Genomic DNA, 12,253 nt, shown 5'->3' with positions numbered 1-12,253 from the left:
GCCTAGCGTACAACGTACGGGAAGGTTGGTGTCATTCCCGAATCAGCGACTCCAGTCCTGCTTGGCAGCCCTGACCAGCTTGTCCTTCAACTCCCGGGTGTGCCGCCGGCTCACCGGCAGCTCGGTGGAGTCGACAACCACCACGTAACCGGAGTTGACAAGGCGCAGCTCGGCGATCAACTTCAACTGCACGAGGTACGACCGGTGGACGCGCACGAAGCCCGCATCGGCCCACCGCTCCGCGAGCGTTGCCAGTGAGACCCGCACCAGGTGAGACCCCTCCGCTGTGTGCAGCCGGGCGTAGTCCCCCTGCGCCTCCACCCAACGCACCGCCGAGCGCGGCAGCATGCGGGTGGTCCCGGCCAGCTCGATGGGGATCGTCGGATCCTCCTCGGCGCGGGCCAGCGCCGCCGGATGCGACGGCACCACCCGTGAGCCGATCACCCGGCGCAGGGACTCGGCCAGCCGCTCGGCGCGTACCGGCTTGCGGACGTAGTCGGTGGCACCCAGGTCGAACGCGTCCACAGCGCCGTCGTCGTACGCGGTGACGAACACGATCGCCGGTGGCCGGGCGAACCGGCGCAGCACCCGGGCCAACTCCATGCCGTCCAGGCCGGGCATCCGGATGTCCAGGAAGACCACGTCCACGTCGCCGTCGCGGAGCAACCGCAGTGCCTCGGTGGCGTCCCCGGCGGTGTGCAGCCGGGCCACCCGAGGGTCGGCCCGCAGGTGGTACGCCAACTCGTCGAGCGCGGGCGGCTCGTCGTCCACTGCCAGGACCCGCAGGAAGCCAGTGGTCACGAGCCGGCCCGTACACCGGGGCGGAACTTCGGCACCCGCATGCTCACCTTCGTGCCCGACCCCAGACCCGTCTCGACGACCAGGCCGAAGCGGTCCCCGAAGACCGACCGCAGCCGCTCGTCGACGTTGGAGAGGCCGACGTGCTGGCCCGTGTCGTCGCCCGGGTCTGCGGTGGCGCGGGCCAGTTCGGCGATGCCGGCGGTCAGCGCGGTCGGATCCATTCCCACCCCGTCGTCCTCCACGGTTATGTGGCACTCGGCGCCCGCGTCCCGGGCCTCGATGCTCACCATGCCCGTGCCCGGCTTGCGGGACAACCCGTGCCGCACCGCGTTCTCCACCAACGGTTGCAGACAGAGGAACGGCAGCGTCACAGGCAGCACCTCCGGAGCGATCTGCAACCGCACCTGCAACCGGTCACCGAACCGCGCCCGCTCGATCGTCAGATACCTGTCGATCGACCGCAGTTCCTCGGCGAGGGTGGTGAACTCCCCGTGCGCCCGGAACGAGTACCTGGTGAACTCCGCGAACTCCAGGATCAGCTCCCGCGCCCGCTCGGGGTCGGTGCGGACGAACGAGCCGATAGCGGTAAGCGCGTTGTAGATGAAGTGCGGGCTGATCTGCGCCCGCAGGGCACGGATCTCGGCGCGTGCCAGCCGCTCCCGCGACGAGTCCAGCTCGGCCAGCGCGAGCTGGTTACCGGCCCAGTGCGCGGTCTCCAGGGTGGCCTGCACCAAGCCGGGTGCCGGTGGGCTGTCCGCGATCGCCAACAGAGCCCCGACCACCCGGCTGTCCGGCCCGTGCAGCGGCGCCACCACCGCCCCCCGGACCGGGCAGTCGACCCGGTCGCACCGCAGGTCGGCCTCCCCGAGCACTGTCGAACGCCCGGTGGCCACCGCCCGCTGGGCCGCCGCGAGCAGTTGCTCGCCGTGGTGCGTGCCACGCCCGTCGAGGGCGAGCACCTGCTCGGCGTCGGTGAGAGCCAGCCCGGCCGCCCCCACCAGGGCCCGCAGATGGCGTACGGCCTTCGCCGCGCCAGCCGCGCTCAGCCCAGCCCGCAGCGGCTCGGCCGCCAACCCGGCGGTGTGCAGCACCTCGTAGGTTGCCCGCTGGGTGGCGGTGGCGATGCCGCGTCGGGCACGCAGCCGCAACACCGCCAGCAGGGCAGCGGTTAGCGCTGTCACCAGTGAGACGACGCCGACGACGGCGGAGAGGTTGCCACCCACGCAGCGATCCTGGCCTCTCCGGCCCGCCAGGCCAAGCCCTAGTACGCGCCCTTGCGGGCGAGCACCACCCCGACGGTGCGCCAGAGGATGCTCAGGTCGTACGCCAGCGACCAGTTGTCGACGTAGTAGAGGTCGAGCCGGACAGCCTCGTCCCAGGACAGGTCGGAGCGGCCGGAGACCTGCCACAGGCCGGTCATGCCGGGGCGGACCAGCAGCCGGCGTCGTACGTCGCCGAGGAAGTCGCCGTCGTCGGCGGGCAACGGGCGGGGCCCGACAAGCGACATCTCGCCCCAGAGCACGTTGATCAACTGCGGCAGTTCGTCGAGCGAGGACGCCCGCAGGAAGCGACCCACCGGGAAGACCCGGGGATCCTCCTTCATCTTGAACAGCATGCCGTCGGTCTCGTTCTGGTCGGTCAGGCTGGCCAGGCGGTCCTCGGCGTCGACGTACATGGTCCGGAACTTCCACACCCGGAACGTGCGCCCCTCGTGCCCCACGCGGGGCTGGCGGAAGAAGACCGGCCCGGGGTCGGAGATCCGGATCGCCACGGCGATGGCGACGAAGAGCGGGATCAGCAGCAGCAGGCCGAGGCCGGCGGCCACCCGGTCCATGAGGTTCTTGGCAAGCAGCGCCGGCCCGGAGAGGGTCGGCTCCTCGACGTACAGCAGCGGCAGACCCTCGATCGGCCGGATGTGCACGCGAGGGCCGGCGATGTCGGTCAACTGCGGAGCGACCACCAGGTCGACGCCGGAGCCCTCCAACTGCCAGGCCAGCCGGCGCAGCTCGCCCGGCTCGGCGCTGGCCGACCCGCAGACGGCGATGGTGTCCCCGCCGACCTCCCGGACCAGTGCCAGGACGTCGCGTCCGGCGTGCACAGGCACCGGCGTGGGCATCCCGCGCGCAGCCGCGTACCCGTCGGTGATGTGGATGGCGACGGGCACCAGCCCGGCGGCCGGGCTGCGGGTGACAGCCGCGTACACCTCCAGGCACTCCGGCAGGGTGCCCACCAGCACCATCCGGTGGGCGGCCTGACCGGCCCGCCGACGGATGTAGTGCAGCGCCCAGCGGGCCACGAAACGGCCCCACAGGATCAGCAGAAGCGCCCCGAGCAGCGCCGTGCCGACCGTCCACCGCGACAGCGCGGTCTTGGTGGCGAAGGCGAGGAAGGAGACGCTTGCCGCGACAGTGACGGCGGCCCGGATGACCCGCTTGAACTCGTCCGGCCCGAGCCCCAGATAGCGCCGGTCATAGGCCCGGTTGCTCCAGAGGATGACCACCCAGCCCAGCGGCAGCAGCAGGTAGGAGACGGTGTGGAACCAGGTCGGATCCTGGTGGGTGCCGGAGAAACCGGAGGCGGCCTGGTCGAACAGTTGGATCGCGATCCAACTGGCGAACGCCGCCGAGCCGAAGTCGAGCAGCAGCAGGATCGCGATGTAGGGGCGGTGCCAACGGGAGACACGACGGCGCGCCCTGGTCCACGCCGACCGAGGGACGCCGTTGTGTGACGGCGGCGTCGGCGGCTGGATCTCGAAGCTGTCGACGTGCCGCACGAGTCTGCTCCGGCCTTCGTTGGTTACCGGGCGCTGGAGGCTTGTCGTCACCTCACCCATGTCCTCCCGCATGACACGTGCCGCTCACTCGCCGTGAGGGCCCGGGTCGCCCACCGTCCCAGTCTCCCACGCGGACTCCGACCGGTCGCCGCCCCGAAAGAGATTGGCGACCGATGGTGACGATGGGATCTGGCCGGCTCCGCACCATTTCAGAAGCCGGGGACCGGGCCACTATACCGATGGATACGCGTGTGGCGAGAACGGTGGACCGGAGCTTTCAGCCCAGTCGGGTCGATTCCGCTCTGTAGTCGCCGCGTTGAGCTACTCACCGTACGAGTCGGGACAACCGTCGGTCAGCGAGCGGTTTGCCGCCGGTCTGACACGTCGGGCAGTACTGCAGGCTCGAATCGGCGAACGACACCTCCCGAACCGTGTCCCCGCACACCGGGCAGGGCAGCCCGTTGCGGGCGTGCACCTTCAGGCCGGCGCGCTTCTCACCCTTCAGCTCCGCCGCGCGCTGCCCGACGGAACGCTCGACCGCGTCGCCCAGCACCTGCCGCGTCGCCGCGTGCAGGGCGGCGAGCTGGGCGTCCGTGAGCCGGTCGGTGATCGCGAACGGAGACAGCTTCGCGGCGTGCAGGATCTCATCGGAGTACGCGTTTCCCACCCCGGAGAGCACCGACTGGTCGGTCAGCACCCCTTTGACCTGCCCGCGCCGGCTGCGCAGCCGCTCGGTGAACGTGGGCAGGTCGGCGGCAAGCGCATCCGGGCCGAGCTTGGCCACGCCGGGCACCGCCGCAGGGTCGGTGACCAGGTACGCGGCCAGCTTCTTCTGGGTGCCGGCCTCGGTCAGGTCGAAGCCGGAGCCGTCGTCGAGGCGGACCCGTACCGCGATCGGACCCTTGCCGGGGCGCAGCGGCGTCGTGGACGGGAACGCCTCCCGGTAGTGCAGCCAGCCGGCCCGTGCCAGGTGGACCACGAGATGCAGATCACCCTCGATGAGTACGTCGAGGAACTTGCCGTGCCGGCGGGCGTCGACGACAGCCCGGCCGGCGACCGCGGACGGTGCCGGGTCGTACGTCTTCAGGGCGCTTATCGCGGCGATCTCCAGCCGGTCGACACGCCGCCCCACCGCGCGCTGTCGCAGGTAACCCGCGAGCGCCTCAACCTCCGGTAGTTCGGGCACGACACAACGGTAGCCTTCTTTCCCGTGAGAATCGTGGTGGCACACAACCGGTACCGGGAAGCTCAGCCCTCCGGCGAGAACACGATCGTCGACTCGGAGATCGCCCAGCTCACCGCTGCCGGGGTCGAGGTGCTGCCGTTCATCCGCAGCTCCGACGAGATCCCGTCGATGTCGAAGGCGGCCAAGGCGCTGCTGCCGATCTCGCCGATCTGGGCGCCGCGTGCCCAGCAGGACCTGAGCCGGCTGCTCACCGAGCATCGGCCGGACGTGTTGCACCTGCACAACCCGTACCCTCTGATCTCGCCCTGGGTGGTGCGGACCGCGCACAAGCACGGCGTGCCTGTGGTGCAGACGGTGCACAACTACCGGCAGGTCTGCTCCTCGGGGATCTACTTCCGCGACGGCGTGATCTGCCAGGACTGCAAGGGTCGGGCGCTGGGTATACCGGCGATCAAGCACCGCTGCTACCGCGACTCGGCCGCACAGTCCGCGCTGATGGCGACGACCCTGGCCGTGCACCGCGGCACCTGGCGGTCGGTGGACCGGTACATCGCGCTCACCACGGCGATCGCCGACCACCTGCGCGAGTACGGCATTCCGGACGATCGCATCGTGGTGAAGCCGAACGCCGTGCCCGACCCGGGCCGGCCGGCGCCGCTGGGTGACGGGTTCCTCTACATGGCCCGGCTCTCGCCCGAGAAGGGTGTGGACCTGCTGCTGGACGCCTGGCGCCGACACCCAGTGGGCACGCTCGGCACGCTGCGTATCGCCGGGGACGGGGAGCTGCGTCCGCTGGTGGAGGCCGCCGTCGCCGAGCGACCGGACGTGGTCTACCTCGGCCAGCTCGACCGGGCCGGGGTGCAGGCAGCTGTCGAGGCGAGCGCTGTGGTGATCGCCGCCTCCATGTGGCACGACGTGCTACCGACCGTGATCATCGAGGCGTTGTCCAGCGGCCGGCCGGTACTCGGCACCGCGCTGGGCGGCATCCCGTACCTCGTCGGCGCGGACGCCCCGCACGAGCCCGCCGGCACCGGCCCGGCGGCCGTCGCCTCGGCCGTCGCCGGCCATTACCCGCCACCGGCTGGTCCGCCCGCGGTGCCGGCCGGCCTGGTCAGCGGCACCGCCGGCTGGGTGGTCCCGCCGGACCCGGCCGTGTTGGCCGCCGCGCTCCCGGTCGCGCGGGCCGGTGCCGCCGCGCTCTCCGCACCCGCCCGGCTGCGGTACGAGCAGACGTTCCACCCGGACGTCGTCATCAAGCGGCACCTGGACATCTACGCCGGCGTGACCCGCTCTCACTGACCTCCGCATCGCCCAGCGGTGGTTAAAAAGGGGCCCTTCCTATGCAAGAGGCGATAGTAGGGGGCCCTTCCTTACAGGGAGGCTCGGGCGGAGAAAGCGATGCTGGCCAGCAGGAAGCCGCCGTTGACGATGGTGAACGCCACCATCACCCAGAGGACCAGCGCGGGGGCCACGGCCAGCACCACGGCGGCCACGAAGATCACCGCGCCGTAGTCGCGGACCAGCTTCACCAGGCGGACCGGTAGCGAGGTCGAGGTGACCATGCTTGCCGCGTTGGGGCCGGACTGCATCACCGACGTGACCAGGTTGACCATCCAGGTGCCCGCGAAGGTCGCCACAAGCCAGGTCGGCGTGCCCGGCTCCTGCGCCACCGCCGTCGCGGCGAGCGCAGCCACCAGGGCGATCTGCGCGGCCACGTCGCAGAGAATGTCGATCCGCGCGCCGGCCGGGCTGCCCTGGCCGGTCACCCGGGCGAGCTGCCCGTCGGCGCAGTCCAGGGAGTACGCCACCTGCCAGCCGATCAGGGCGAGCAGACCGACCACCCAGGCCGGTACGTCACCGGCGGCGACCGGCCCGGCGAGCGCCACAACTGTGATCGAGGTGGCCAGTCCGAGCACCAGGTTGGTGAGGGTCAGCGCGGTGGGGCGCAGCCCGAGCCGCTGGGCGACGAGCGCGAAGACGGCGCCCAGCCACTGGCTGATCGACTCGCTGAACAGGCCGCCGCCCCGGTTCACCCGGTGGAAGTCGGCGACGGTGGGACGGGGGTCAGCCAAGCTGGTCGCGGATTGCACCGGCGTAGTCTGCCAGCCGCTCCCGCGTCTCGGTAGGCGACAGCGCCAGGTGTTCGAGGATGGTGTACCGGTCCGGTCGGGTACGCGGCGCGAACTGCACGGCCTCCACGAACTGGTCGTCGGTGAGCGCCACCTCGGCGGGGAGACGCGGCAGACCGTGCCGGGCCAGGCAGGCCGACATCTCCCCGAAGCGACGCAGGTCCCCGCGCAGCCAGGTGCAGAACAGCGCGCCCAGGCCGGCGAGTTCGCCGTGTGAGGCGGTGCCGGGGAAGAGCGAGTCGATGGCGTGCATGATCTCGTGGCAGCCACCGCTGCACGGGCGACTGGTGCCGTCGACAGCCATGGCCAGGCCGCTGGAGATCAACGCCTCGGCCAGCACGATGACGAACGCGTCGTCGGTCATGTCGCCCGGGTGGTTGAGCACCGCCTCGGCGCCCGCCCGGGCCAGCGATGCGGCCAACCCGTCGACCGGCTCACCGCGTACCCGGCGGGCCAGCTCCCAGTCGGCCAGGGCGCTGATGTTGCTGATGACGTCACCGATGCCGGCGCGGTTGTGCCGGTCGGGGCCGCTCTCCACGAAGTCCAGGTCGACGATCACCGCGATGGGGATGTGCACCCCGTAGGAGCCCTTGATCCCGTCGGTGATGAGGCTTGCCACCGGGGAGGCGATCCCGTCGTTGGCGAGGCTTGTCGCCACCGACACCATCGGCAGCCCTCGGCGGGTGGCCGCGTACTTGGCCACGTCTATCGTCTTGCCGCCGCCGATACCGACCACCGCGTCGTACGACCGGGCGCGGAGCTTGCCACCCAGGTCGTCGGCGGCGTCCAGGGTCGCCCCGGCGACAGTGAACACGTCGGCAGTCCGCAGCGACGGCCGGATCAGCTCCGCGATCTGGGCACCCTGACCCGGGCCTACCACCACCGCGACGTCACCGCCCGCGGAGATCCGCCCGTCGGCAAGGATCGCGCCCAGGTCGGCGACCGCGCCCCGGCGTACGTCGATGTGCAGCGGGGTGAGGACGCTCCGGGCTAGTAGAGGCACGCGATCTCCCGTGCGCGGGCCAGGTCGGCGTGGTTGTCGACCTCGACCCAGGGGACGTCGCCGATCGGTGCGGCCCGCACCTCTCCGCCCCGGTCGGCGAACTCCTGGTAGCCGTCCTCGTAGTAGAGGTTCGGGTCGCGTCGCCAGGTCGCCTCCAGGGCGTCGGCGAGCGCGTCGGCGACCTGCGGCTCGATGAGCGTGGCGCCGATGTACTCCCCGTACGCCTCGCCCGGGTCCATGATCTTGGTGATCCGGGTGAGCTGGCCTGCGGCGTCGAAGGTGGTCTTCATCTCCTCCTCGGCCAGCGGCTTGAGCGTGTCCACGGCGAGCAGGATCCCCGGGCCGCGCTCGGCGAGCAGGGTCTTCTCCACGCTCACAGGGTGCACGGTGTCGCCGTTGACGAGCAGCACCCCGCGCGCGAAGTGCTCCCGGGCCAGCCAGAGGGAGTACGCGTTGTTCCACTCCTCGGCCTTGTCGTTGTGCACCAGGGTGAGCGTGACCCCGTACTTCTTCTCCAGCTCCGCCTGGCGGGAGACGACCGCGTCCGCCGCGTAGCCGACCACGATCACGATGTCGGTGAGCCCGACCTCGGCGAGGTTGCCCAGCGCGATGTCCAGGATCGTGATCTCGCCGTCCACCGGCACCAACGCCTTCGGCAGGGTGTCGGTGTACGGGCGCAGCCGGCGTCCTGCTCCGGCCGCGAGCACCAAACCGATCATCGCGACATCCTCCCTCGTCCTGCTCCCGTCACCGGTGGAGGATAGCCCCGGGCGGCCCGGTGACTCCGGTCAACCGGTCAGCCGGGCAGCGCGGCCAGGTCGGCGAGCATTGTCAGTCGCTCGTCCGCGGTGAGGACGGCGTACGGGCCGGCCGCCCGTCGGTCGGTCTCCAACTCGATGGCGAGCCGTTCCGGGCCGGGCGGCAGGGCGGCGACGCTCGACGCGGTGTGCCCGGCGGCCGTCCAGGCGGCGGCGTGCGCGTCGGCCCGGTGGTAGCGCAGCGCGCCGAGCCTGTTGAGCAGGAGCACGCCCGGCGGGGTGCCGTACGGCTCGTGCGGCGGCGCCATCGCGGTGAATGCCGAGTCGCCCCGGTCGCCCTCCTCGTCGGCCAGCACCAGGGCGTACGCCAGCACCCGGCCGAGTGACGCCACCAGCCGCGCCACCCGTTCGTCCTGCCCGGCCCACAGTTCGTCGGTGACCTCGGCGTGCACCTGGTACAGCTCGGTGAGGAAGGCCAGCCCGCGTTCGGTGGCGCAGAGCCCGCCGTCGGGGCGGCGATGGATCATGCCGTAGGCGACCTGCTTGTCGACAGTCCGGCGGCTGACCGCCGGATCGAGGTACCTGGTGACCGCCGCGAACCCGGCTTCGTCGACTATGCCGCCGGGTGCGGCGAGCCTGGTCCGTAGTTCGACCAGGAGGCCGGTGGCGGCCGGCCCGCCGTACCGCTGGCTCAGCTCCGCCCCGCCCCAGTCGTGACCGGCGAGCATTCCGGCGCGGTACGCGCGGTCGACGGCTGGGGCGACCAGACCGGCGGCCCGGTGGGGCGCCAACTCGATGGTGTTCACAGACCGATCGACCGCAGGACGGCGAAGCCCTCCTCCGCGATCCGCCGGATCAGGCCGTCGTTGACGTCGCGGTTCTCGTCCAGCACCGTCACCTCGTGCTCGGCCAGCCAGCGGTACTCGGTGTGCTTGCCGGCCTCAAGCGTCGGGTGGGCGAGGTCGCCGTCGACCCGTACCAGGAAGTCGTGTTCGATCCGGGCCAGGCCGTCGTCGCCGACGTAGTGGTATTCGCCCACCGGGCCGAGAACGTGCGACAGGAGCCAGCCGGTCTCCTCGGTGATCTCCCGGCGGAGTGCCTCGTCGACGTCCTCGCCGGGCTCCAGGTGCCCTCCGACGATGTCCCAACAATTGGGAAAAAGTCGTCGGTGCGGCGACCTGCGCTGGAAGAAGATGCGGCCGTCGTGGTCGACGATCAGCGCGCCGGCGCAGCGCAGGGGGTCGGTGGGCACCGTTTGACAGTAGCGAGCGCTCCGGCGATTCGGCGATGCCGTGGTCTTGTCCAGGAAACATCCACAGACCACCATGTCCCTACCGGATGCCAACGTCGGCAGGGGTGATGCGTGATGCAGGTACGGGAAGCAATGTCCAGCCAGGTTCTCGTCGTCGGTCCGGAGCACACGCTCCGCCAGGCGGCCCAGATGATGTCGGCCCGCGGTGTCGGGTCGGCCGTCGTGATCGACCCGGAGTCCGAGGGGGTCGGGATCATGACCGAACGCGACGTGCTGAAGGCCATCGGTGCGGGCCTCGACTGCGACGTGGAACGCACCCGCTCCCACCTGACCTGGGACGTCGTCTACGCCGGGCCGGAGTGGACGGTCGCCGAGGCAGCCGCCGCGATGGCTCGGGGCGGGTTCCGGCACCTCGTGGTGCTGGACGGCCGGGAGGTCGCCGGCGTGATCTCCGTTCGGGACATCATGCGGGTCTGGGCGGAGAACTCGGCCCTCACCACGAGCTGACCGCTCCATGCGGGTGTGCCCGGCGGAATCGACGGGTAAGGATTCCGTGCGGGCGCGGAGATTCCGCCACCCGTGGGGGAGGGCCCGATGCGTGACGCGGAGCGCCTGGTCGAGCAGCAGTACGCCATGCTCCTGAGTCGGGACGTGGCCCGACTCCCGGATCTGTACGCCCCGGAGGCGTTCTACGCCATGCCCGGTGTCACGGTCCGCCCGATCGAACTGCCCGCCCTGCTGCGTACCTGGACGGGTGCCTTCCCCGACCTGCGGGTCGACCCGCTGGGCTCGGTGCGGACGTCCGGCGGCGCGGCAGTCGAGCTGCGCCTGACCGGCACCCACACCGGCACGCTGCACTCGCCGTACGGCACCGTGGCGCCCACTGGCCGGTCGGTGAGCTGGGAGGTGGCGGACGTGGTGCGGGTTCGCCGGGGCCGGATCGTCGCGTGGCGTTCCTACTTCGACTGGAGCCACCTGCTCGACGTGCTCGGCGTGCAGTTGGAGGGGCTTTCCCGGTCGGCGCAGCACGACGCGCTCGCACTTCCGGTCTGATCTGACGGCGACCGGTGGAGTCGGGTCACCCGTCCGGTGGCTCAGGATGCGGACATCGCCGTGCCGTCCGCGCGCGCCCCGCCGTCGCCCGTACGCTCAATGTCCATGACCGCCGAGCAGCTGATCTCCTTTGCCCGTGGGGCGCCCTCGCTGGACATCGTCGATGTCGAGGGCCTCAAGGCCGCCGCCGTACGCGCCTTCGACGCCGACCCTGCGGGGATCACGGCGTACGGCACATCCGTCGGCTACCTTCCGCTGCGGAAATGGATCGCCGACAAGCACGGTGTCGAGGCAAACCAGGTGCTTGTCACGAACGGCTCGCTCCAGGCCGACGCGTTCCTCTTCGACCACCTGGTCCGTCCCGGCGACGCTGTGGTGGTGGAGCGTCCGACGTACGACCGGACGCTGCTCAACCTGCAGCGGATGGGCAGCGAGTTGTACGGGGTTCCGGTCCAGCCCGACGGCGTGGACACCGCCGAGCTGCGCAAGCTCCTGGAGTCCGGGGTACGTCCCCGGCTCGCGCACATCATCCCGAACTACCAGAACCCGGCAGGCGTGACGCTGTCGTTGGAGAAGCGTCGCGAGCTGCTCGACCTTGCCGCGGAGTACGGGTTCATCATCTTCGAGGACGACCCGTACGCGGACATCCGGTTCCGTGGCGAGGCGCTGCCGTCGATGCTGTCGCTGGACACCCGCGGCGTTGTGGTCCACGCGTCGAGCTTCACGAAGACGGTCTGCCCGGGCGTCCGGGTCGGTTACCTGGTCGGCTCCGCGGACCTGATCGCCGACATCGCGAAGAACGCGACGAGCCTCTACATCTCGCCCGGCATGGTGTCCCAGGCGATCGTGCACCAGTTCTGCGTCTCCGGTGACATCGACCGCTCGATCGACACCGTCCGGGCGGCGCTTGGCGAGCGGTCCCAGGTGCTTGCCGAGTCGCTGCGCCGGCACCTGCCGCAGGCCCGGTTCGTCGAGCCCGACGGTGGCTACTTCCTCTGGGTGGAGTTCCCGGAGGACGTCCTTGTGGACAAGCTCGCCCCGGCGGCGGCCGAGCGCGGGGTGGCAGTGGTCAAGGGCAGCGACTTCGTTCTGGACGGTGGGCAGCACGCTCTGCGGCTGGCCTTCTCGGCCGTGACCGCCGACCGGATCGACGAAGGTGTCCGCCGTCTCGCGGAAGCCGTCGAGGCCGTCCGGAGCTGATTCTGTCGGGTTCCTGACAAAACGACGATGCCGGCCGCCCAGGGCTCCCGCCCGGGCGGCCGGCGGCTCACAATGCTGCGAGCGTTATTCGTCATACG

At 71.0% G+C, this 12,253-nt stretch carries 13 protein-coding genes; 4 read left to right on the top strand and 9 right to left on the bottom strand.

From position 1 onward, the window contains the following. Positions 1–42: 42 nt before the first annotated feature. The 4 genes from ADK66_RS00565 to ADK66_RS00550 form a co-directional block, all read right to left on the bottom strand. On the bottom strand, positions 43–801 hold the full coding sequence (locus tag ADK66_RS00565; protein WP_053651534.1) for a LytTR family DNA-binding domain-containing protein: 759 nt from the start codon (positions 799–801) through the stop codon (positions 43–45). Beyond that, positions 798–2,024 carry a sensor histidine kinase gene (locus ADK66_RS00560; RefSeq protein WP_053651532.1) on the bottom strand — a complete coding sequence of 409 codons (1,227 nt, stop codon included), beginning with the start codon at positions 2,022–2,024 and terminating at the stop codon, positions 798–800. Before ADK66_RS00560 ends, ADK66_RS00565 begins: the two co-directional genes overlap by 4 nt. 38 nt (positions 2,025–2,062) lie before the next feature. Continuing rightward, on the bottom strand, positions 2,063–3,634 hold the full coding sequence (locus ADK66_RS00555; RefSeq protein WP_053652306.1) for a sugar transferase: 1,572 nt from the start codon (positions 3,632–3,634) through the stop codon (positions 2,063–2,065). Between the two features lie 265 nt (positions 3,635–3,899). Further along, positions 3,900–4,760, bottom strand: coding sequence for an Fpg/Nei family DNA glycosylase (locus ADK66_RS00550; protein ID WP_053651531.1), 861 nt, complete (start codon positions 4,758–4,760; stop codon positions 3,900–3,902). 24 nt (positions 4,761–4,784) lie between these two features. Between ADK66_RS00550 and ADK66_RS00545 the strand changes: the two genes are divergently transcribed. Continuing rightward, the gene (locus tag ADK66_RS00545) at positions 4,785–6,059 is read left to right on the top strand and encodes a glycosyltransferase (protein ID WP_053651529.1); all 1,275 of its coding nucleotides are present in this window, start codon (positions 4,785–4,787) and stop codon (positions 6,057–6,059) included. A 71-nt stretch (positions 6,060–6,130) separates the two neighbouring features. On the opposite strand, the gene ADK66_RS00540 is transcribed toward ADK66_RS00545, so the two are convergent. From ADK66_RS00540 to ADK66_RS00520, 5 genes are all read right to left on the bottom strand, one after another. Beyond that, positions 6,131–6,850, bottom strand: coding sequence for a CDP-alcohol phosphatidyltransferase family protein (locus ADK66_RS00540; protein ID WP_053651527.1), 720 nt, complete (start codon positions 6,848–6,850; stop codon positions 6,131–6,133). After that, positions 6,825–7,892, bottom strand: coding sequence for an iron-containing alcohol dehydrogenase family protein (locus ADK66_RS00535; protein ID WP_053651525.1), 1,068 nt, complete (start codon positions 7,890–7,892; stop codon positions 6,825–6,827). The genes ADK66_RS00540 and ADK66_RS00535 overlap by 26 nt, the downstream gene beginning before the upstream one ends. Beyond that, on the bottom strand, positions 7,880–8,611 hold the full coding sequence (locus tag ADK66_RS00530; protein ID WP_053651524.1) for a sugar phosphate nucleotidyltransferase: 732 nt from the start codon (positions 8,609–8,611) through the stop codon (positions 7,880–7,882). Before ADK66_RS00530 ends, ADK66_RS00535 begins: the two co-directional genes overlap by 13 nt. A 77-nt stretch (positions 8,612–8,688) precedes the next feature. Next, positions 8,689–9,456, bottom strand: coding sequence for a hypothetical protein (locus ADK66_RS00525; protein WP_053651521.1), 768 nt, complete (start codon positions 9,454–9,456; stop codon positions 8,689–8,691). After that, positions 9,453–9,902: an NUDIX domain-containing protein gene (locus ADK66_RS00520; RefSeq protein WP_053651519.1), complete on the bottom strand. Its 450-nt coding sequence runs from the start codon at positions 9,900–9,902 to the stop codon at positions 9,453–9,455. Before ADK66_RS00520 ends, ADK66_RS00525 begins: the two co-directional genes overlap by 4 nt. 114 nt (positions 9,903–10,016) lie before the next feature. On the opposite strand from ADK66_RS00520, the gene ADK66_RS00515 reads away from it, so the two are divergent. From ADK66_RS00515 to ADK66_RS00505, 3 genes are all read left to right on the top strand, one after another. After that, positions 10,017–10,409: a cyclic nucleotide-binding/CBS domain-containing protein gene (locus tag ADK66_RS00515; protein ID WP_053651517.1), complete on the top strand. Its 393-nt coding sequence runs from the start codon at positions 10,017–10,019 to the stop codon at positions 10,407–10,409. 87 nt (positions 10,410–10,496) lie between these two features. Beyond that, positions 10,497–10,955: an ester cyclase gene (locus ADK66_RS00510; protein WP_053652305.1), complete on the top strand. Its 459-nt coding sequence runs from the start codon at positions 10,497–10,499 to the stop codon at positions 10,953–10,955. Positions 10,956–11,060: 105 nt separating this feature from the next. Next, positions 11,061–12,155, top strand: a complete 1,095-nt coding sequence (locus tag ADK66_RS00505) for a PLP-dependent aminotransferase family protein (protein WP_053651515.1) — start codon at positions 11,061–11,063, stop codon at positions 12,153–12,155. Positions 12,156–12,253 lie beyond the last annotated feature (98 nt).

Origin of the sequence: Micromonospora sp. NRRL B-16802 (assembly GCF_001279555.1) — a bacterium.
Classification (GTDB): Bacteria; Actinomycetota; Actinomycetes; order Mycobacteriales; family Micromonosporaceae; genus Micromonospora; species Micromonospora profundi.
The sequence above is the reverse complement of the archived record's forward strand: the minus strand, read 5'-3'. Positions and strand labels throughout refer to the sequence as shown.

Excerpts from the sequence above, each read along its gene's own strand:
- ADK66_RS00555 (WP_053652306.1), bottom strand. The coding sequence starts at position 3,634 with ATGGGTGAGGTGACGACAAGCCTCCAGCGCCCGGTAACCAACGAAGGC.
- ADK66_RS00530 (WP_053651524.1), bottom strand. The coding sequence starts at position 8,611 with ATGATCGGTTTGGTGCTCGCGGCCGGAGCAGGACGCCGGCTGCGCCCG.
- ADK66_RS00515 (WP_053651517.1), top strand. The coding sequence starts at position 10,017 with ATGCAGGTACGGGAAGCAATGTCCAGCCAGGTTCTCGTCGTCGGTCCG.
- ADK66_RS00510 (WP_053652305.1), top strand. The coding sequence starts at position 10,497 with ATGCGTGACGCGGAGCGCCTGGTCGAGCAGCAGTACGCCATGCTCCTG.
- ADK66_RS00505 (WP_053651515.1), top strand. The coding sequence starts at position 11,061 with ATGACCGCCGAGCAGCTGATCTCCTTTGCCCGTGGGGCGCCCTCGCTG.